We start from the raw sequence: 19,615 nt of genomic DNA, 5'->3' as shown, positions 1-19,615 counted from the left end.
CCAGGTGCGTGGCTCGCTAGGTGAGCAGCGCCGCGTTCTCCGCGATGATCGCGCTCACCACGCCCAGCGCCGCCTTCGGCGTCCAGTCGGTCCGGAACAGGCCCATGTTCGCGGCGTTCGGGTCGGACTCGGTGTTGTCCTTGATGGTCTGGATGAACGCCGGACCCGCGTAGGGCAGCGTCCGCCAGGTGCGCAGGAAGTCGGCGATGAACGCGGCCTGGCTCTCCTCGGACACCAGGTGCGACGGCTGGCCGTACTCGGTGGCCCAGATCTTCTTGTTGCCGTCCCCGTTGGCCACCATCAGCTTGTAGATCTCGTTGAGCTGCCAGATCGGCGACTGCACGGTCGCCGTGCCCTTGGAGAACTCGGTGCCGTACAGGTACGGGTGCACCGACAGCGCGTCGAAGTAGCCGGCGGCACCCGCGGCGTACATCTCCTTGACGAAGCGCACCGGGCTGGCCGTGATGTTGAAGAAGTCCAGCACCGCCGCGACCGATCCCGCGACCACCACCGCTTCCGGGTCGGCGGCCTTGATCACCGGATAGGCCGCCTTGAGAATCTCGGTGTACTGCGCGGCGTTGGGGCCGGGCGCCCAGAACGCCCAGAAGTTCGGCTCGTTCCAGATCTCGTAGGCCGCGATCTTGCCCGCGTACCGGGTGGTGACCATGCCCGCGTACTCCGCGAACTCGGCCGGGCTGGCGGGCCGGCCCGCCAGTAGCGGCACGTCGGGTACCGACGCCCACACCGGCGGCGAGTTGAGCACCGCGAGCACCTCGATGTCACGGGCCACGGCGGCGTTGACCATCCGGTCGACCGCACCCCACGTCCAGGTGTCGTCCGCGGGCTCAACGCCCATCCAGGGCACCAGGATCCGGATGTTGGTCACGCCGGCCTGCTTGAGCAGGTCCAGCGCCATGTCGGTCTCGGCCTGCGAGAAGAAGTACATCTCCTGCGCGGTCACCGCGATCGTGGTCGACCGCTGATCCATCGTCGACGCCGACGGCGGCGCGACCTGGACCGTCACCGCAACCGAGGTGACCGTGCCTGCGGCGTCGGTGATCCTGACGGTGAACGTGTCGGTGTCGACCCCCGGCGTCTGTGCAGCGGCGTAGCGCGCGTCGACGTTGGGCACGTAGGTGAACGCGCCGGTCGCGGCGTCGACCTTGACCAGGCCCCTGGTCGGGCCGGTGGCGACCGTGTAGCTCAGACCCGCGGCGTTCGGGTCGGCCGGGTTCACCTTGCCGATGACCGCACCGATGGCCGGCGTCGAGTTGGCCGCCTGGAAGCCGCCGCCCACCGGAAGTGACGGCGCCACAGTGAGGTTCAGCGTCATCGTCGTGGTGCCGCCGTACCCGTCGGTGACGGTGACGGTGACCGTGTCGGTCTTGGTGGCGGTCGTCGCGCCGGGGGCCGCTGCGGCGTCCCTGGCTGCCGCGGTCGGCGTGTAGGTGAAGCTGCCGTCGGGCCGCATCGTCAGCTCACCCTTGGCGGCCGCGCCGGCGGTGTAGGTGAGCGCGTCGCCGTCGGCGTCGGTCGCCGTCACCGTGCCGGTGACGACGCCCGTGTTCGTGTCGGTCTGCGAGTTGACCACCGGGGTCGCCGGAGCCGAGTTCTGCGGCGCCACAGCCACTGTGACGGTCTTGACGACGACGCCACCGTGGCCGTCGCTGACGGTGATGGTGAACGTGTCGGTCTTCGCGGCGGCCGGGGCGCCGAGTGCGGCGGCGGCGTGGCGCGCGGCGTCGGTCGCCGTGTAGGTGAAAGTCCTTGTGGCCGCGTTAAAATTCACCGTGCCCTTGGTCGGCTGGCTGAACGTGTAGGTCAGTGCGTCGCCGTCGCCGTCGGCGACGGTCACCGTACCGGTGACCACGCCGGTGGCGGCCGGGTTCCCGACGGACGTGCTCATCGTCGGCACCTTGTTGGCCGGCAGGATGTTCACGGTGATGGCGGCGACGGTGCCCGCCCCGCTGCCGTCGGTGACGGTCACGGTGAACGAGTCGGTCGTCAGCGCGGCACCGGCGCCGACGGTGGCGGCGGCATGCCTGGCCGCGGCGGTGGGCGTGTAGGTGAACGACCCGTCGGCCGCCACGGTGACCGTGCCCTTGGTCGGAGCGCCGGCCACGGTGTAGCGCAGCGGTCCGCCCTCGGGGTCGGTCGCGACGACGCGGCCGGTGAGCACACCGGTGGTCGCGTTCGGCGCGTTCACGACCGGCGCGCCGACCGTCGGCGCCTGGTTGGCCGCGACCAGCGAGACGACGTAGACCTTGTCGGCGTCGTGGTCGGTGACGTACAGCTTGGTGCCGTCCGCGCTGACGACCGTCGTCGGCGGAACCGACATCGGGGTCGTCACGGGGCGGGTCACCGAGGTGCTCAGCAGCGCTCCGGTCGACGCGTTGAGGGTGGACACCACCCCGGCCGTATCGGTGACGTAGAGCTTGGTGCCGTCCTTGGCGACCGACACGGCGCCCGGCACGCCGCTCACCGTGTGCGTGCCGACCACGGCCCTGGTGGTCGTGTCGATGACGCTGACCTTGCCGTCGGTGGTGGCGACGTAGAGCCGCTTGCTGTCCGGGCTGACCGCCAAAGACGTTGGGGCGGAGGCGAAGTTCGCGATCAGTGTCGAGTTGTACGCATTGGCCCCGACCGACGAGACCGTGCCGCCGCCGTTGGCGGTGCGGCTGATCACGTAGATGTTGGAGATGTCCGGGCTGACGAACAGGTCGGTCGGCGCCGACCCGGTGGGCAGCTTGACGGTCGCCGCGTTCCAGAAGACGGTGGTGATCTTGACCAGCGTGCCGGCGCTCTGGCTGGTGACGTACAGCGTCTGGCCGCTGGGGCTGATGCCGATCGCGCTGGGGGAGGCGACGGAGATCGTGCGCGCCGTCGCACCGGTCGCGGTGTTGACCACCGTGACGGTGTTGTTCTCCGAGCTGGCGACGAAGACCTGGGTGCCGTCAGGCTTGACCGTGATGGCGTCGGGTTTCACACCGGCGGCGAAGGTGCGCACGACGGTGTTGGTGGTCGTGTCGATCACGGTGACGGTGCCTGCGGTCTTGTTCGTGACGTAGGCGCGGTTGCCCGCGATCGCGATCGCGTGGGCCTCGTCGACGCCGGCGAGTTCGGCCAGGTTGCCGGTCGGGTCCGCGGCGGCAGTGGCGACGACGGCGGCGGTCCGCTGCATCATCGCGCTCTGCGGTGTCTCGACGGGTGCGGCGACGCCGACCTCGCGCCGTGCCGCGGCCAGCAGCAGCCAGCCCAGCGGCGAGGTCGCGGGATTGCCGGGGAACGCGGCCAACAGGCTCGAGACCACAGGCGACACAAAGGCTTTGACGAGCGCATCGACGACGTTCGGTGCCGCCGCCCGGGCCGCCGGCTCGACAGCTGCGACCGACGACTGGGCCTCGAGCGCGACACCGGCGGTGGCGGGCTCGGCGGCGGCGGGTTTGGGCGCCTCGGCGGGTGCGGGGGTGGCCTTGGCGGTGGTCGACTGCGCCGACGGGGTGGTCGCCGGTGCTGCGGTGCGCGCGGTCGCCTGCGCGCTGGTCGCCGGGGCGCTGGTCGCCGTGCTTCGCGAGTTGGCCTTCTTCGCCTTCACCGGCGGCGCGAGCTCGTCGACGCTTTCGGCCTCGTCCTCGGGCTCGTCCTCGGAGGTGGTGGCGCCTCCGGAGCTGGACACCACGACGCCGGGCGCCACCTCGGTGGTCTGCGAACTCGGCGACGACGGCGCCTGCTCTGCCGCCGGCTCAGCGGCCGCGTCCTCCGCCGGGTCCCGGTCGGGAGTCGATTGCGGGGTTGACGCCGACTCTGACGGCTCCGACGGCGCATCAGCCGTCGATCCGGTGGACGACGTTTCCGTGGTCTCGGCCCACGCAATTCCGGCGGGCGAGGCGATCGAGAAACCGACGCCAAGTGCCACCGCCAGCGTGCCTACCCGGCCGACGTAAGTGCTGTATCCCATTTCCCCGATCCCCCTCGATAGTGACGTTTGCTGAGCCGATGCTCAGGTGTCCCGACTCGGTGCGCCGAATCTGGCGCTACGCGAGAATTGACATGAACGTAAATCAAATATGCACTAGTCACACCCGATTTCCAAAACGATCTTGAGCTGGTGGCGCGCGGTCGCACTTGTTTGCCACAATCTCTGCGCCGGGCGTACGATTTGGCAAATTCGTTTGCTAAAGTAACGACACATAACCCAGGTTATGGACGGCTACCGATTCAAACCGAGCAAACTTTCGATCTTGTGAGCGCGCAATTCTGTAACTCTGGGGAACGTTTTCCGCCTGAACCGGCCGGAGCGCGCAGTAGCGTCAAAGGGTGACCTGTCGGCGACCCGCAGCGGTGGCGATGCTGGGAGTGCTGCTCGCCGGATGCCACGGTCCGGCGGCGAGCGCCGATCCCGTCACCGCGGCACTCGACCAACCGTTCGTGCTGTCCGGCGGGCAAGAGGCTGCGCTCGCCGGCACTCCGCTGCGACTGCGCTTCACCGAAGTGCTCGAGGACTCCCGATGCCCGACGGAAGTGGAGTGCGTGTGGACCGGCCAGGCACGGCTCACCGTCGTCGCCGACACCGGCCGGCCATCGACGCTGGAGTTCAACACCAACCCGGCGCCGGGCCAGAATCGCCAGAGCATCCGCACCGACGGCTACCTCGTCACACTGCAGGCTCTCGATCCGTATCCGAGAACCCCGGACGATGCGCCCGCGCTGCCGGACTACCGCGCGACGCTGGTGGTCCGTGACGCGGGCTGAGGTCAGCTGCTGACCGCTGCGAGCGCCTCGGCGAACCGTTCGAGGTCGTCGGTCGTGGTGTCGACGTGCGGCGACGCCCGCAGCACCGGAGCGGTCATCTCGAACGGTGCACGCTCGCGGTCGGCATAGGTGGTCACGATGCCGTGCTCGGCGATCAGCCGCTCCCGCACCGTCTTCGGGTCGGCGCCGCCGGTCGGGACGAGGGTGGTGATCGCGGTCGGCTCCTCCGAAGGCTCGACCACCCGCCAGCCCGGCACGTCGGCGACCGCGCTGCGGGTCATGCGGCCGACCTCGGCGAGCCGGTCACGCACCCGAGCGGGTCCGTGCGCCAGGTGCTCGCCCAAGGCCACCGAAAACCCTACGCGTGCAGCGAGATTGGCCTCGCCGTGTTCGAGGCGCGCCAGCACCGGCAGCGGATGGTTCCACTCCGGCGGTGGAAGCCGCGGTCGGAGCCGCTGTGCGACATCGGGCCGGATCGCGAGGAAGCCGACACCACGGGGGCCGGCGATCCATTTGCGTGACGAGCCGAAGATCGCGGCGGGCGCCACCGAGCAGTCCAGGTGCCCGAGCGCCTGGGCGGCGTCGACGGCCAGCGGCAGGCCGAGGTCGGCGCACACCGCGGCCAGCGCGGTCAGCGGTTGCACGATCCCGCGGTGACTGGCCAGCGGGGTCAGGTGCACCACCGCGGGTGGATCGGCGGCGAGCTGCCGCGCGGCGGCGTCGACATCGAGCCTGCCGGCATCGTCGACGGGTAGCGCGCGGACCGCGAAACCGTTGGCGGCCATGATCGCCAGGTTCGGACCGTACTCGCCGGGCAGGCAGGCGACGGTGCGCTCCCCCGGCCAGGCGCCGAGCAGCAGGTCGAGCGCGGCGTTGGCTCCCGTGGTGAACACGACGTCGGATCCGGCCAGGCCGGTCAGCGCTCCGATCGCGGCGCGCCCGGCGTCCAGTGCGGGTGTGGCTGCCTCGGCGGCGACATATCCGCCGACCTCGGCCTCATGTCGCGCGTGCTGCGCCGCGGCGTCCATCGCGGCGAAGCTCTGCCGTGAGCAGGCGCCGCTGTCGAGGTGCACCCCGGCGACCGGCGGCCGTGCCGAGCGCCACTGCTGTGCGAGGCTCATTTCGTTGACAGGGACAGGCCGAAGTCCCCGGCGGGATCGGTCCACCAGTGGGTGCGCCGCAGGCCGGCCGCGGCCAGTTCGGCCGCCACCCCGTCGGGTCGGAACTTGGACGACACCTCGGTCAGCATCTCCTCACCCGCGGCGAAGTCGACGGTCAGGTCGAGCGCGCGCACGTGCACCCGCTGGGCGTCGGTGGCGCGCAGCCACATCTCGATGCGTTCTTCGGCCGCATTCCATTTCGCGACGTGTTCGAAGGCGTCGAGGTCGAAGTCGGCGTCCAGTTCGCGGTTGACCACGGCCAGCACGTTGCGGTTGAACCTCGCGGTGACGCCGGCGCTGTCGTCGTAGGCCCGCACCAGCCGGTCGGTGTTCTTGACCAGGTCGGTGCCCAGCAGCAGGGTGTCGCCGGGTTGCAGCGTCTCGGCCAGCGACGCGAGGAAATCCGCACGCGGACCCGGGGTGAGGTTGCCGATCGTGGAACCGAGGAAGACCACCAGCCGGCGACCCACCTGAGGGATCTTTCCGAGGTGCTCTTCGAAATCGCCGCACACCGCGTCGATCTCGATGCCGGGGTATTCGTCGGCGATCGCCGTGCCGGCGGCGCTGAGCACGCCGGCGTCGACGTCGAACGGGATGAACCGCCGCAACGATCCGTGCTCGTGCAGCGCGTCGAGCAGCATCCTGGTCTTCTCCGACGTTCCACTGCCCAGTTCGACCAACGTGTCAGCACCCGACGCGGACGCGATCTCGGCCGATGTCTCGCGCAGGATCGCAGCCTCGGTGCGGGTCGGGTAATACTCCGGCAACCGGGTGATCTGGTCGAACAGGTCGCTGCCGACGGCATCATAGAACCACTTGGGCGGCAGCGACTTCGGCGACCCGGTCAAACCATCGAGCACGTCGCGACGCAACGCCGTTGCAGCGGAGTCGGCGGACAAGTGGTTCGACAGCGAGAGGGTCATGACGATCCTTTCAAGGGTGTCAACTCGACACCGGCTCCGGTGACCTCGACGAGGTGGCGGTCGGGGATCTCCTGCCACCCCGGGTCGTCGTCGTAGGGTTCGCTGGCCAGCACGACACCGTCGCGACGCCGCAGCATCGACAGCGTGTCCCCCCACGTCGTGGCGAGCAGTCGGGACCCGTTGCCCGCCAGGATGTTCAGTCGCGCGTTGGGATCGGCGGCGGCGACCTCGACGATGGTGTGGCCCAGCGCGTCGAGGCCGCGCGCGAAGATCGACGCGGCCAGCAGCGCGCTGTCGTTGGTCGACTCGGCGGTCGCGGACAGCGGCAGGACGGCACGGTCGACGAGGCCGTTGTGCGACAGCAGCCACTGCCCGTCGGTGAACGGCGCCGACGCGGTCGCCTCGATCGGCATGCCGACGCTGGCCGAGCGCACGGCGGCCACGATGCATCCGCTGCGCAGTGCCGGCGCCACCGACGCCAGCGAGGCGTCCCCCCACATCGGGGTCGCGCTGCGCCACCGCCGAGGGGTATCACCGTCGAAGAAGCCGACGCCCCACCCGTCAGCGTTCATCAGGCCGTGCTTCTGCCTTCGCGGTGAATACGACTGCACCAGAAGACCGTTCGCGGGTTCCGTGACGAGCGACGCCACCGAGACCGGTTCGCCGAGCCACCCAAGATGCCGGCACATCAGCCGTTCCAGGCCAGACGGACACCGGCGAAGATCTGCCGCCGGATCGGATGGTCCCAGTTGCGGAAGCTCGGCCGCAGGACGCCCGCGGCGACTGCCCACGAACCGCCCCGCAGGATCTTGTAGTCACCGTCGAAGAACGGCTGCGAATAGCGTTCGTAGACCATCGGCGTGAACCCGGGCCAGGGCCTCAGCGCCGACGTCGTCCACTCCCAGACGTCGCCGAGCATCTGTTCGGCGCCGTAGGCCGAGGCGCCCGCCGGATAGGCGCCGACCGGCGCGGGTCGCAGCGCGTCGCCGCCGAGGTTCGCCAGATGCGCGGTGGGCTCCGACGAACCCCACGGATAGCGGCGCCGCGCACCGAGATCCGGATCCCACGCGCAGGCCTTCTCCCATTCGATCTCGGTCGGCAGCCGCGCACCCGCCCACGCCGCGTAGGCCTCGGCCTCGAAGTACGTCACGTGCTGGACGGGTTCGTCGGGCGGGACCTCCTCGACGTGGCCGAACCGCACGCGGGTGCCGTCCGGGTTCCAGAACTGCGGTGCGGACAGGCCGGCCTCGATGCGGTGCGCCCAGCCGCGGTCGGACCACCACCGCCGCTCCTCGTAGCCGCCGTCGTCGATGAAGTCGCGCCATTCGGCGTTGGTGACCGGCACCCGCCCGATCCGGAACGCCGGCACGTCGACGATGTGCGCGGGCCGTTCGTTGTCCAGTGAGTGCGGTTCGGTGACCGCGTCGACGCCGAGCACGAACTCGCCGCCGGGCACCGGCACCGATGTTCCCGCGACGCCTGCGCGGCCGGCCGGCAGGTGGGTTCCGCGCTCCAGCAGCGGCGGCCCGGAGCGCAGGTTCAGCGCCTGCAGCATGGTCTCGTCGTGCTGGTTCTCGTGGCTGATCACCAATCCGAAGTTGAAGCCCGGGTCGTCGTCGGGCAGCGCGTCGAGGGTGTCGAGCACCTTGTTTCGCACCGTGCCGCAGTAGGTTCTGGCGTCCGACGGCGGCAGCAGCGGCAGGTTCACGCGGCTGGCGCGGGAGTTGACGAACGCGTCGTAGAGCCGTTCGACGTCCGGGGCGAGCATGCCGGGGCGGCGCGGATCGCCGTCGCGCAGCAGCCACAGCTCCTCCTGCTGGCCGATGTGGGCGAGGTCCCAGACCAGCGGGCTCATCAGCGGGCTGTACTGGCGACCCAGCTCCGCGTCGTCGAAGTCGACGAGCCGCAGCGTGCGCTCGCGGGCCTTGGTGAGTTCGCGCGCGATCGTTTCGCGTGGAGTCACAGTTCCCCTCGTGCCAGTTGCGTGACCGCGGTCGCGATCCCGTAGTGCACAACCCGGTCGCTGAAGTCGTCGGCCGGGCAGCGGCCCTGTTCGACCGAACGCACCAGCTGCTGCATCGATTCCTTCAGCTCGGCCGGCGCCCGCTCGGCGGCCGCGTGCACGCACGTCTCGGCGGCCGAGCGCAGGTGGCGGTCGGCGAGGCCGACCTGGGCGGCCCGGTCCCACGCGGTGGCGACGGGTTCGGTGGCTGCCGCGGCGACGTCCGCGGCGCCCGCGTCGTCGAGCAGCGTGGTCATGGTGAACGCGACGGCGGGCCACAGCGCGTCGGGCACGCTGTCGAGATAGCGGATCTCCAGCCACCGCCGCGGACGGACGGGCGGGAACAGGGTGGTCAGGTGGTAGTCGAGGTCGGCGATCGTGGGCCGGCGTCCGGCGAGCAGCACGCGGCCGTCGGCCCAGTCGGCGAACGGCACCCAGTCGGTGACCGGTTCGGCGTCGGCCGCAGGATGGTTGACCAGCATCACCGGCGCCTTGAGCGCGTAGCGGGCCCAGTCGCTGGCCGGATCGTCACCGCTGGTGCCGAGCACGGGACCGCAGCGCGCCGAGTCCAACTGACTCCACACGTGTTGGCGCGCGGACTGCCAGCCCGCGAACCGCCCGCCCAGCAGCGGCGAATTGGCCGTGATCGCGATCATCGTCGGGCCCAGCGCATGTGCGAGCCGGACCCGGTCCGCCCAGCCCTCGCTGGGCCCGGCATCGAGGTTCACCTGGATCGACGCGGTCGACGTCATCATCGCCGCTCCCGCGGCGGCGGTGCCGCTGGCGTCGAAGAAGGACTCCATCGCGCGGTACCGGGCGCCCGGGTTGACCCGGTGCGGCGGCCGCAGCGGGTCGGCGCCGAGCAGCACCAGGCCGAGACCCGCCTGCGCGAACTCGGCCCGCAGCACCGCGCGGTCGGCGGTCATCGCGGAGATCGCGGCGGGCGCACCGGACAGCGGAGGTCCGGACAATTCGACGGCGCCGCCGGGTTCGACGGTGACCGTGCTGCCGCCGGGCAGCGGGGGGAGTCCGGCGATGACCTCGGTGAGCTGTTGCCATCCGGGTCTGCGCATCGGGTTGGTCAGGTCGATGCAGTGCGCCTCGATCTCCAGGCCGACCGCGCCGACCGGGCCGTCACGCAGCGAGCCCTGCCCGACGTGCTCGGCCGCGGCGCGCGCGCTGGTCAACTCGACGGACGCGGCGCACGGTGCATGCGCGTCGTCCACCTCGGACGTGATGGTGAAGGTCATCCCAACCATCCCCTTCCGGGTTTGGACCGCTCGTCCCCTCTACACATCTTCCAGATGGGACCGACAAATTCCCGCGCATTTTGAATGACGCGTTCGTTACATGGCTGGCGTCGTTATTGGCCGAGCGTGTTCTGCATGGCCCCGGCCAGCACGTTCACCGCGGGTCCACCGTTGCCGGATTGGCAGACTTTCGCTTGGAGCAGAACATTTTCCCGTTTCCGGGTGGTGGTGAAGCAGCGCCGATCCGTGCCCGCTTCCTGCTTGACCCAGTCGGCGTCGGTGGCCGACGCGGGCCCGCCGGTGAACGTCCAGACCTGGGTGGTCAGGTTGTTCAGGTGCATCGCGGTGGTCTGCCCCGCGCAGCCGCCGGTGCGGTCCACGACGCGGCGGAACGCGCGGTCGGCGGCGTCGGTGGTGGCGTATACGCCGACGGCCTGTTTGACCAGATGCGTCGCATCGGTCGGCGACTCCTGGGCGACCGCGCCGTTGAACGAGGCTAGGTCCGGATCGGCGTAGACGTCGGGCAGGCCGATGTCGGCCCAGTTGTTGCAGGCGGGGTTGTCGACGGAGAAGTTCTGCACCGGGTCGGTGAACGTCGACTCGAAACGCAGTGTGGCGCCGACGATATTGCCGACCGAGCCCTTCGGCAGCACGGCGTAGTTCACCACGCCGGGATCCGAAGGGCGCGCGACGGCGGTACCGACCGGCGCCACCACCGACAGGCCCACGACCGCAGCGGTGAGGACGACCGGGGTCCGTCCCCGTGACCGCCGCGGCCCCATGGGGCTAGACCTTCGCCGACAGCGTGACGTCGATGTTGCCGCGGGTGGCCTTGGAGTACGGGCACACCTCGTGCGCCTTGTTCATCAGCTCGTCGGCCGCGCTCTGCTCGAGGCCGGGCAGGTAGCCGATGAGGTGGGCGTTGATGGCGAACCCGCCTGCGGGATCCTTGCCGAAGCCGACCTGGGCGGTGATGCCGCTGGCGTCGTCGAGGTCGATCTTCTCGTTGCGCGCGACCAGGCGCAGCGCGCCGAGGAAGCACGCGGCGTAACCGGCGGAGAACAGTTCCTCGGGGTTGGTGCCCTCACCGCTGCCACCCATTTCCTTCGGGTGGTTGGTGTTCAGGTCGATGCGTCCGGTCGAGGACTTCACGTGGCCCTCGCGGCCGCCTCCGGTTGCGGTGGACTCTGAGGTGAAAACGACTTCGATGCTCATGCGCTTGATCATGCCAGCATCGCCGTCGACGGCAAGACGCCCGGGGTGAGCCCTTGACGGCGCGCGCGAGCTATGGGCGCGCCGGTGCCGTCGTCGGCGGCTGCGGCGGTTCCATCCGCGGGCCGTCGCCACCGAACGGCGGGCGGACGAACTCGCCGCGCGGTCCCATCGGGAACATCGGCGGCGGACCGCGGTGGAAGATCATCGCTTCGCGGTCGTGTCCGCCGCGGTGGCCACCGCCGCCGCGGTGATCCGCGGAGTGCGCGCCGAGGATGAAGCCGGAGAAGAAGATCACCGCGACGATGAACACCACCCCGGCGACGATGCCGACCCAGGCGGCCACGGTGGTGAGCCGCGACCGGCGGGCGGGTTCGACGTATCCGGGCGGTGCACTGTAGGACGGCGGCGGCGTGGCGACCGGGGAAGTCGCCGGTTCGGACGAGGACGACGTTGTTTCGCTCATGGTCGACATCTTGCGCCCGGTTCTCATGCGCCGGGCATGTGCCGCCTATGAGCAAGCTGTGAATAGGCCGATTGACATCGCCCGTCGCCGCGACATAACTTTTGACTACACGCGTTGTCAACGAGCGGAAGTGAGGCGATGAAGCCCATCCCTGCCCGCCACCCCGAGTACCCCCGCCCGGTGCCGGTGGCCATCCGGACCATGGCCCGCATGCTGGGCATCGGCGCGCCGACACCCCAGCAGTGGCAGCGACTCGGTGAGCGGCTGACGGTCGGCGACGAACCGGTCGACCGGCTGGTCGAGTGGATGTCCGGAGCCGGCGTCGCGCAGATGCGGCCGCTGTTCGAACAGGCTCTGGCCCACGGCATCGCCGCCGTGCCCGACGCACCGCAACCGCTGCGCGATTTCTTCGACCACGTCGAGACGATGCCCGACTGGGTCGATCCGGCAAAGCTGCGGCGGGGCCAGCGCGCGCTGCGCCGCGGCGGCGCCGACGGCATGTACGTCGCGCGGGACGTGTCGCTGCTCGGCGGCTACCAGTTCTCCGGGTTCAACAAGACCCTGTTACGCACCGGCGCGCTCGAAAAGGGTTCGAACAAGCGGTTCGCCGAGACGATGCAGTGGGCGATGGACGTCATCGCCGAGGGCGGGCTGGAGTTGTACGGCTCGGGATACCGCTCGACGCTGCGCGTGCGGTTCATCCACGGCCTGGTGCGCAGGCACGTCGGCGCGATGCCGGACTGGCGCGCCGACGAGTGGGGTGTGCCGATCAACCAGACCGACATGGCGGCGACGTTGATCGGCGCGCTCGTCGCGCCGGCCGTCGGCGCCGCGGGTATGGGAGTCGTGTTGCGGCCCAAGGACTATGACGCCGTGGCCCACCTGACCCGATACGTCGGCTGGCTGATGGGCGTGGAGGACGAGTGGCTGCCTCACAGCTTCCGCGACAGCATCCGCGTGCTCTATCACACGCTCGGCGCGCTGGCCGAACCCGACGAGTCGTCGAAGCAGTTGGCGATGCCGATGGCCGACGATCCGATGATCTGGCACTACGACAGCATGCGGGCGCTGCGGCGGCGAATCGCTCGGGCGCAACATCTTTCGGTCACCAGCGGGTTCCTCGGACCGCGCACGATGCGCTCGCTGGGTCTGCGGCCACACCTGCCGTGGTATCCGGTGCTGCGGTTGCCGGTGAACCTGGCCCGCAGCGCGGCCGCGGTCGCCGTGCCCGGCGGCATCGCGCGGGCCACCGCCCGCGGCGAGCGCGAGCACCGGATGTTGATGCGCACGATCGTCGGCGACGACACCGCGACCATCGGCGCATCGGCCGAACACGTCAGCACCGTCGCCTGATTCACCGCCAGTCGCGGAACGCCGTCATGAGCTTGTCGCGGAAGGCGGGATCGAGTTCGTCGTCGACGTTGCCCAGCGTCGAGATGGTGGCGCGGAACTGCTGCAGATAGTTGACGCACCCGTCGCAGTCGAGCAGGTGCACGTCGAAGCTGGCGCGGGTGTCGTGGTCCAGCGACCCGTCGAGGTACGCGGTGACCAGTTCGACGAGCTCGTTGCAGTCCATCGTGCTCATGATCCCTCCGCGAGGTAGACCTCGAGCGCCTGGCGGACCGCGGCGCGGCCGCGGTGCAGAAGCACCCGCTGGTTGGCGACGGTGATGTCTAGCAAATCGGTCACTTCCTTCGAGTCGAACCCGTAGATGTCGCGCAGCGTGACGACGGTGCGCTGACGGTCGGGCAGGCGGTCGAGTTCGCGCCGCGCGACGCCCATCAGCTCCCGGCCCAGCAGCGAGTTCTCCGGCGTCTCCGGAAACGGTGCCGGTGCGGCGTCGGCCCGCCAGTGGCCCGGCCAGCGGTCGTCGGCGCCCCGGAACCGCGCCGCGTCGACCGTGCCGCCGGTGAACGCCGCGAACTCGGCGTCGCCGGTCTGTCGCTCCCGCACCCCACGCTTCTTGGCGGTGTTGATCAGTATCGTGAAAAGCCATGTGCGCAAGGATGATCGGCCCTCGAACCCGTCGATACCCTTGAGCAGTGCGAGCCAGGTCTCCTGCACGACATCCTCGGCGAGTTCCTGGGTTGCGACGTAGCCGCGTGCGATGCGCAGCATGGCGGTGGTGTGCCGCTCGACGAGCAGGGCGAAAGCGCTCTCGTCGCCGGCCTTGAGGGCGGTGACGAGCGCGCCTTCGTCGTGGTTGATGACGGCGGTCATCGTGCAGCGAGACTAACCCCGTTCACCCGGGCAGCGCGCACAGAATCAGCCAACGTCCACAGCGCCGCGCCGAGCAGCACCACGTCCTTGATCAGGAACTGGCCGCTGGTCGACAGCATCGGGAAGCCGCCGGCCGCCTCCTCGCCGATACCGGGTGTGGTGAACAGGAAGCTGATCGTGGCGACGAACAAGCCGACGGCCACCACGCTGCCCACCGCCGACGCCGTCGGCCACCACGGCTTGACGGCAATCAGCACCGCGGCGCCGACCTCGAGCACGCCGAGCAGCGCCGAGAACGTCGTCACCGAGAAGATGTCGTAGAGCCAGGCCATGAACGGGCTGTTGGCGACCAGCGGCTCGATGCCGTACGCCTCGTACGCCGTGAACTTCATCAGCCCGATCCAGCCGATCACCAGGACCAGCCCGTATCGCGTGACCGCGCCGGCGACGGCGTTGACCTTCGTTTCGTTCGACTCGCTGGTGGCGACGACGATCGCCTCCTTGATGGTGGTCATGGCACTTCCTTCGATTCCGGGGCGGCGGTTCGTTCACCGCCGCGTATGGAAAGTGAGTGCCGCCGAAGGGCCGAAGCGTTACACCGGTTTGAACGGGTTGACCGCGAACTGGATCACCCGGTACGGCGCACCGCCGCGCGGGCCGGTGTTCCACTGGCTGACGAACACCCGCACCTCGTCGAGCGTCGAACCCGGCGAGATGTACCCGCCGTACGGTTGGGCCAGCCGGTTGTTCTCCGGCGGGCCGAGATGCTCGACCGGGTCGGGCCATTCGGCGGCGACGACGACCGTCGTCACCGGCGCGGTGCCCAGGCCGGTCGGATCGGCGGCCACCCGCATCTCCATGTTGCCGGTGCTCGCGTTGAAATACGACAGCACGGTCTTGCCGTCGATCTGCCGGATGCTCATCTCGCCCACCCGGTCCGGCCACAGCGGCGTCGGTGGATGCCCCCAGCCCTGCGTCGCCGACCAGCCCTGCCAGCTGGACCGGTCCTCGAAGTCCTGCGGGGTCGCCCGGTACAGCACCAGCGGTGCGCTGCGGTCGAAGTTGTTGGCGACGAGATAGACCCAGCCGCGTTCGGAGTCCGGCCGCGGGATCGGGTCGTAGTATCCGCTGATCTGCGACTGCCGCCCCTCGGCGTACGCCGCGTCGCGCACAGAGTCCGGCACTGTCGCCCAGTTGCCCTGTCCTGCTTCGGCTTTCACCAGCCTGGAGGTCTGCGGGTCTAGTTCGCGGACCGTGGTGACCATCAGATAGTTCTGCCGGTTGATCTGCACGACGCCGGCGGGCAGCTGCGACATCCCCGTCGGCGTGGGGTCGGCCAGCAGCGGTGTGTCGGTGCCGGTGACGCCGTCATACCGGACACCGCCCGGGTCGTCGACGGACTCGGTGTCGACGTGCAACGCGATCGGCGAGTACCAGCCACCGTAGCCGACGCCTTGCCCGGCGAAGCTGTCTCCGCAGACCTGCAGGATGCCGCTGGGGAACTCCATGAACTCGCACAGGTCCGTCGCGCCGATGCCGTAATCGCTTGTCAGCGTGCCGGTTCCGGCGGTCGGGCCGATTCGCATCACCTGCCCGGGCGCCAGCGGCGGCAGTACCGGATCGGGCACCGGCGCGGGCTGGGCCTGCGCGCCGGTCGCCGAAACGGTATTCCAGCAGAGCAAGATCGAGAAGAGGCCTGCGGGAATACCGTTTCGGCGCAAATTCAGCCCTGTGCCAGCAGCTCGGCGATCTGAATCGTGTTGAGCGCCGCGCCCTTGCGCAGGTTGTCGCCGGAGACGAACAGCGCCAGCCCGCGACCGTCGGGCACACCGGGGTCCTGCCGGATGCGACCGACCAGCGAGTCGTCCACGCCGGCCGCGGCCAGCGGTGTCGGGACGTCCACCAGCGTCACACCGGGTGCGGACCCTAGGAGCTCGTAGGCACGCTGCACCGAAAGTGGTTGCGAGAACTCGACGTTCATCGACAACGAGTGTCCGGTGTAGACGGGGACTCGCACGCACGTCCCGCTCACCGCGAGTTCGGGGATGCCGAGGATCTTGCGGCTCTCGTTGCGAAGCTTCTGGTCCTCGTCGGTCTCACCGGAGCCGTCGTCGACCAGCGAACCCGCCAGCGGCACCACGTTGAACGCGATCGGCGCGACGTACTTCGACGGCGCCGGGAAGTCGACGGCCTTACCGTCGGCGACCAACCCTCTGCTGTCGCCGACCACCGCGCTGGCCTGGCCGAAGAGCTCGTCGACACCGGCGATCCCGCTGCCCGAGACGGCCTGATAGGTCGACGCGATCATCCGGACCAGACCAGCCTCGTCGTGCAGCGGCTTGAGCACCGGCATGGCGGCCATCGTCGTGCAGTTCGGGTTGGCGATGATGCCCTTCTTGAGCTTCACACCGCGCACGTCGCGGTCGAAGTTGACCTCGCTGACCACCAGCGGCACATCCGGGTCCTTGCGCCACGCCGACGAGTTGTCGATGACGACCGCGCCGGCCTCGGCGAACCGCGGCGCCTGCACCCGCGACATCGTCGCGCCCGCGGAGAACAGCGCGATGTCCAGTCCGGACGGGTCGGCGGTCGCGGCGTCCTCGACCTCGATCTCCTGACCGCGGAACGACAGCTTCTTGCCCTGCGAGCGTGCCGACGCGAAGAACCGCACCGACGACGCGGGAAAGTCGCGCTCCTCCAACAGCGTTCGCATGACCTGGCCGACCTGTCCGGTCGCGCCGACTACACCGATGTTGACCATTTAACGACCCGTTCCCGCGTAGACCACCGCTTCCTCGTCACCGCCGAGGCCGAACGCGTCATGCAATGCGGCGACGGCCTTGTCCAGGTCGGTGTCCTTGATCAGCACCGAGATCCGGATCTCCGAGGTGGAGATCAGGTCGATGTTCACGCCGACCTCGGCCAGCGCCTCGCAGAACTTCGCGGTCACGCCCGGGTGGCTCTTCATGCCGGCGCCCACCAGCGACACCTTGCCGATCAGGTCGTCGTAGAGCACCTTGGAGAACCCGATCTCGTCCTGCAGCGCGGTCAGCTTCTCCACCGCGCCCGGCCCGCTGGCCCGCGAGCAGGTGAACGTGATGTCGGTCCTGCCGTCTTCGACCTTGGAGATGTTCTGCAACACCATGTCGATGTTGACGTCGGCGTCGGCGACCGCGCGGAACACCTTGGCCGCGTACCCCGGCACGTCGGGCAGACCGACGACGGTGACCTTGGCCTCGCTGCGGTCGTGGGCGACTCCGGTCAGGATGGCGTCTTCCATGGGGATGTCCTCTATCGATCCTTTGACGAGGGTTCCGGGCTTGTCGGTGTACGACGAGCGCACGTGAATCGGAACGTTGTAGCGACGGGCGTATTCCACGCAGCGCAGCATCAGCACCTTCGCGCCGCACGCCGCCATCTCGAGCATCTCCTCGAACGTCACCGTCTCCAGGTGCCGGGCGTTGGGAACGATGCGCGGGTCGGCGGTGAAGATGCCGTCGACGTCGGTGTAGATCTCGCAGACGTCGGCTTTGAGCGCGGCGGCCAGCGCGACCGCGGTGGTGTCGGAGCCGCCGCGGCCCAGCGTGGTGACGTCCTTGCTGTCCTGGCTGACGCCCTGGAACCCGGCGACCAGCACGATCAGGCCCTCATCGAGCGCGGAGCGCAGCCGGCCGGGCGTGACGTCGATGATCTTGGCGTTGCCGTGGGTGCCGGTGGTGATCACCCCGGCCTGCGACCCGGTGAACGAGCGCGCCTGCGCGCCCAGCGAGTCGATCGCCATCGCCACCAGTGCGTTGGAGATCCGCTCGCCGGAGGTGAGCAGCATGTCCATCTCACGGGCGGGCGGTGCCGGACTCACCTGTTTGGCGAGATCGAGCAGGTCGTCGGTGGTGTCACCCATCGCCGAGCAGACCACGACGACGTCGTTGCCCTGCTTCTTGGTCTCGACGATCCGCTCGGCGACGCGACGGATCCGCTCGGCATCGGAGACCGAGGATCCGCCGTACTTCTGCACGACGAGCGCCACTGAACAAGCCTTTCAACCGCGGGGAAGATCCCAACAAGGATAAGGGCTGCGCGCACCTGGTTTTTCCCGCCGGTCATCGGCCCCCTGTGATCAGGGCACTCCCAGGAAAGCGAACGGGTCGGCCTGCTCGAATCGCGCGGAGGCGTCGCCGGCGTAGATCGTCTTCTCGCCCTCGCCGAGCGGCAGCCGCTTGGTGGGCGCGCCGGGCGAGAGGTCGAGGTTGTCCAGTTCGACCCAGAACGTGTTCGGCGAGAGCGCGGACTCGAAGAAGTAGCGCAGGGCCTTGTGGTCGATGACCGTGCGCCACCGGGTGGTCGAGATGTTCGGTTCGTCGGCGGTGGCAATCCCGTAGGGCACCGACGCGTTGCGCACGACGCTGAACACGGTCGCGGCCGCCAGCAGCGGGTCGTCGGTCTTGGGCACGGTGTTGATGTAGAACGACGCCCGCACGAACCGGTCGGCGGCGCGGTTGGTGCCCGGCAGCATGACCGTGCCGCCGATGTCCTTCCAGTACTCGGTGATCGCCAGCTGTTTGTCGAAGGTCGGCGAGTTGGTCATCACCTGGTACTGCCTGCCGTGATGGATGGTCTGTTCGCCGTCGATGTACTCGATGATCGCGCTGTCGCCGGTGCGGTCCGACATCGCCAGGTGCAGCGTCGCCATCCGGCCCTCGCCCGGCACCTCGGTGGTGGCGACCCGCAGCGGCGTCGCGCGCAGCGCCTGCACCGCCTCGGCGACGGTGGCGAAGTTGTCCAGCACGTACTGACCCCACAGCGCCAACGAGACCGCGGGCCCGTCGGCGGTCGCGGCGGGGTACTGCGATTCGGCCAGCCACAGCAGGTTCACCGCAAGCCCGGCCTCGTTCAGCCCGTCGGTCGTGCAGATGTCGTAGCCGGTGGCGACGACGCTGCCGTACTTCGACGTCCACTGCGCGGAGTTCGCACCGGCCTGGCCGGTTCGCTGGACACCGCGCGGCAGCGCCCACAGATTGGTCGCGATCTCGGCCTTCCAGTCCATCGAGCGGCCGGTGACGATGCGGTCAGAGGTACCTAGATAAACGACGCGGGTGCACACGATAAGTCACCTTATGCGTCCGGTCAGGCGTCGCAAGCAGTTGCCAACTCGGAGAGCCTGCGCTGCAGCTGATCGTCGAGCGCCGACATCTCGTAGACGATCTGCGGGGTCGGGGCGCCGGGCGCCTGGGCGTCGGCCTCCGCCCGCAGTTCCGGCAACTTGCGGACGAAGGCGCCCGCCAGATCCGCCGCGTCGATCGCGGTGAACCGCAGTTCCGGGGCGTCGATCTTGCGGGCGCGCTCGGCCAGACCGTCGGCCCACTGCCGGTAGGCGAGCTCGTCGGCAGCCGTCGGCAGTCCCTCTTCGCCCTCCCCCTTCTCGCGGATCAGGTCGCCCTGTTCGGAATTGAACTCCAGCAGGTCGCGCACCGGACCGCATTCGGCGGGGGGTTTCTGCAGCTGGGTGTAGACCAGCGCCACGATCGCCACCACGACGACACCGATCGCGATCCACCACCGCCGGTCGAGCCTTCTCACCGCTCGAACTCTAGCCAGCACTCGATTCGTTACGTGCGCGCAACATGATGAGG

At 69.5% G+C, this 19,615-nt stretch carries 19 protein-coding genes; 2 read left to right on the top strand and 17 right to left on the bottom strand.

Translation table 11 applies throughout. The features are described 5' to 3' along the window. Positions 1-16 precede the first annotated feature (16 nt). Complete coding sequence (locus BLW81_RS09170) at positions 17-3,958, bottom strand: cadherin-like domain-containing protein (RefSeq protein WP_083406892.1); 3,942 nt, start codon at positions 3,956-3,958, stop codon at positions 17-19. A gap of 359 nt (positions 3,959-4,317) precedes the next feature. Between BLW81_RS09170 and BLW81_RS09165 the strand changes: the two genes are divergently transcribed. After that, positions 4,318-4,752, top strand: coding sequence for a hypothetical protein (locus BLW81_RS09165; protein WP_235632226.1), 435 nt, complete (start codon positions 4,318-4,320; stop codon positions 4,750-4,752). 2 nt (positions 4,753-4,754) lie between these two features. On the opposite strand, the gene egtE is transcribed toward BLW81_RS09165, so the two are convergent. The 8 genes from egtE to BLW81_RS09125 all read right to left on the bottom strand — a co-directional run bounded on the left by egtE (position 4,755) and on the right by BLW81_RS09125 (position 11,765). Beyond that, on the bottom strand, positions 4,755-5,873 hold the full coding sequence (gene egtE, locus BLW81_RS09160) for an ergothioneine biosynthesis PLP-dependent enzyme EgtE (RefSeq protein ID WP_083406891.1): 1,119 nt from the start codon (positions 5,871-5,873) through the stop codon (positions 4,755-4,757). Continuing rightward, on the bottom strand, positions 5,870-6,835 hold the full coding sequence (gene egtD, locus BLW81_RS09155) for an L-histidine N(alpha)-methyltransferase (RefSeq protein ID WP_083406890.1): 966 nt from the start codon (positions 6,833-6,835) through the stop codon (positions 5,870-5,872). Before egtD ends, egtE begins: the two co-directional genes overlap by 4 nt. Then, a complete protein-coding gene (egtC, locus tag BLW81_RS09150; protein ID WP_083406889.1) occupies positions 6,832-7,524 on the bottom strand; it encodes an ergothioneine biosynthesis protein EgtC in 693 nt (230 codons plus the stop codon). Before egtC ends, egtD begins: the two co-directional genes overlap by 4 nt. Further along, positions 7,524-8,798, bottom strand: coding sequence for an ergothioneine biosynthesis protein EgtB (egtB, locus tag BLW81_RS09145; RefSeq protein WP_083406888.1), 1,275 nt, complete (start codon positions 8,796-8,798; stop codon positions 7,524-7,526). Before egtB ends, egtC begins: the two co-directional genes overlap by 1 nt. Then, positions 8,795-10,087 carry an ergothioneine biosynthesis glutamate--cysteine ligase EgtA gene (gene egtA / locus BLW81_RS09140; protein ID WP_083406887.1) on the bottom strand — a complete coding sequence of 431 codons (1,293 nt, stop codon included), beginning with the start codon at positions 10,085-10,087 and terminating at the stop codon, positions 8,795-8,797. The genes egtB and egtA overlap by 4 nt, the downstream gene beginning before the upstream one ends. A gap of 113 nt (positions 10,088-10,200) precedes the next feature. Next, entirely contained in the window at positions 10,201-10,869 is a 669-nt protein-coding gene (locus tag BLW81_RS09135; protein ID WP_083406886.1) for a sensor domain-containing protein, read from the bottom strand. A gap of 4 nt (positions 10,870-10,873) precedes the next feature. Beyond that, on the bottom strand, positions 10,874-11,302 hold the full coding sequence (locus tag BLW81_RS09130; RefSeq protein ID WP_173839589.1) for an organic hydroperoxide resistance protein: 429 nt from the start codon (positions 11,300-11,302) through the stop codon (positions 10,874-10,876). Positions 11,303-11,372: 70 nt separating this feature from the next. Beyond that, the gene (locus BLW81_RS09125) at positions 11,373-11,765 is read right to left on the bottom strand and encodes a hypothetical protein (RefSeq protein ID WP_083406884.1); all 393 of its coding nucleotides are present in this window, start codon (positions 11,763-11,765) and stop codon (positions 11,373-11,375) included. A gap of 138 nt (positions 11,766-11,903) precedes the next feature. Here BLW81_RS09125 and BLW81_RS09120 point away from each other — a divergent pair, with 138 nt between their 5' ends. Then, the gene (locus tag BLW81_RS09120) at positions 11,904-13,118 is read left to right on the top strand and encodes an oxygenase MpaB family protein (RefSeq protein WP_083406883.1); all 1,215 of its coding nucleotides are present in this window, start codon (positions 11,904-11,906) and stop codon (positions 13,116-13,118) included. A gap of 1 nt (position 13,119) precedes the next feature. Here the strand turns inward: BLW81_RS09120 and BLW81_RS09115 are convergent, their stop codons facing one another. From BLW81_RS09115 to BLW81_RS09080, 8 genes are all read right to left on the bottom strand, one after another. Beyond that, positions 13,120-13,341: an anti-sigma factor family protein gene (locus BLW81_RS09115; RefSeq protein ID WP_083410414.1), complete on the bottom strand. Its 222-nt coding sequence runs from the start codon at positions 13,339-13,341 to the stop codon at positions 13,120-13,122. A 5-nt stretch (positions 13,342-13,346) separates the two neighbouring features. Beyond that, positions 13,347-13,985, bottom strand: a complete 639-nt coding sequence (locus BLW81_RS09110) for an RNA polymerase sigma factor (RefSeq protein ID WP_083406882.1) — start codon at positions 13,983-13,985, stop codon at positions 13,347-13,349. Further along, a complete protein-coding gene (locus BLW81_RS09105; protein WP_083406881.1) occupies positions 13,982-14,500 on the bottom strand; it encodes a YkgB family protein in 519 nt (172 codons plus the stop codon). Before BLW81_RS09105 ends, BLW81_RS09110 begins: the two co-directional genes overlap by 4 nt. Positions 14,501-14,578: 78 nt before the next feature. Next, positions 14,579-15,670 carry a DUF4185 domain-containing protein gene (locus BLW81_RS09100; RefSeq protein WP_083410413.1) on the bottom strand — a complete coding sequence of 364 codons (1,092 nt, stop codon included), beginning with the start codon at positions 15,668-15,670 and terminating at the stop codon, positions 14,579-14,581. 38 nt (positions 15,671-15,708) lie between these two features. Beyond that, a complete protein-coding gene (locus BLW81_RS09095; protein ID WP_083406880.1) occupies positions 15,709-16,746 on the bottom strand; it encodes an aspartate-semialdehyde dehydrogenase in 1,038 nt (345 codons plus the stop codon). Further along, positions 16,747-18,012 (bottom strand): aspartate kinase, encoded by a 1,266-nt coding sequence (locus tag BLW81_RS09090; protein WP_083406879.1) that lies wholly within the window; start codon positions 18,010-18,012, stop codon positions 16,747-16,749. Positions 18,013-18,102: 90 nt separating this feature from the next. Further along, a complete protein-coding gene (locus tag BLW81_RS09085) occupies positions 18,103-19,086 on the bottom strand; it encodes a bile salt hydrolase (RefSeq protein WP_083406878.1) in 984 nt (327 codons plus the stop codon). Positions 19,087-19,109: 23 nt separating this feature from the next. After that, positions 19,110-19,562 carry a hypothetical protein gene (locus BLW81_RS09080; protein ID WP_235632225.1) on the bottom strand — a complete coding sequence of 151 codons (453 nt, stop codon included), beginning with the start codon at positions 19,560-19,562 and terminating at the stop codon, positions 19,110-19,112. Positions 19,563-19,615 lie beyond the last annotated feature (53 nt).

Origin of the sequence: Mycolicibacterium rutilum (assembly GCF_900108565.1) — a bacterium.
Lineage (GTDB): Bacteria > Actinomycetota > Actinomycetes > Mycobacteriales > Mycobacteriaceae > Mycobacterium > Mycobacterium rutilum.
Note: the sequence above shows the minus strand (reverse complement) of the source record. Positions and strands in the feature narration are given on the sequence as shown.

Coding starts and splice junctions, on each gene's coding strand:
- BLW81_RS09170 (WP_083406892.1), bottom strand. CDS start 3,958: ATGGGATACAGCACTTACGTCGGCCGGGTAGGCACGCTGGCGGTGGCA.
- egtE (WP_083406891.1), bottom strand. CDS start 5,873: ATGAGCCTCGCACAGCAGTGGCGCTCGGCACGGCCGCCGGTCGCCGGG.
- egtD (WP_083406890.1), bottom strand. CDS start 6,835: ATGACCCTCTCGCTGTCGAACCACTTGTCCGCCGACTCCGCTGCAACG.
- egtC (WP_083406889.1), bottom strand. CDS start 7,524: ATGTGCCGGCATCTTGGGTGGCTCGGCGAACCGGTCTCGGTGGCGTCG.
- egtA (WP_083406887.1), bottom strand. CDS start 10,087: ATGACCTTCACCATCACGTCCGAGGTGGACGACGCGCATGCACCGTGC.
- BLW81_RS09135 (WP_083406886.1), bottom strand. CDS start 10,869: ATGGGGCCGCGGCGGTCACGGGGACGGACCCCGGTCGTCCTCACCGCT.
- BLW81_RS09130 (WP_173839589.1), bottom strand. CDS start 11,302: ATGAGCATCGAAGTCGTTTTCACCTCAGAGTCCACCGCAACCGGAGGC.
- BLW81_RS09125 (WP_083406884.1), bottom strand. CDS start 11,765: ATGAGCGAAACAACGTCGTCCTCGTCCGAACCGGCGACTTCCCCGGTC.
- BLW81_RS09120 (WP_083406883.1), top strand. CDS start 11,904: ATGAAGCCCATCCCTGCCCGCCACCCCGAGTACCCCCGCCCGGTGCCG.
- BLW81_RS09115 (WP_083410414.1), bottom strand. CDS start 13,341: ATGGACTGCAACGAGCTCGTCGAACTGGTCACCGCGTACCTCGACGGG.
- BLW81_RS09110 (WP_083406882.1), bottom strand. CDS start 13,985: ATGACCGCCGTCATCAACCACGACGAAGGCGCGCTCGTCACCGCCCTC.
- BLW81_RS09105 (WP_083406881.1), bottom strand. CDS start 14,500: ATGACCACCATCAAGGAGGCGATCGTCGTCGCCACCAGCGAGTCGAAC.
- BLW81_RS09095 (WP_083406880.1), bottom strand. CDS start 16,746: ATGGTCAACATCGGTGTAGTCGGCGCGACCGGACAGGTCGGCCAGGTC.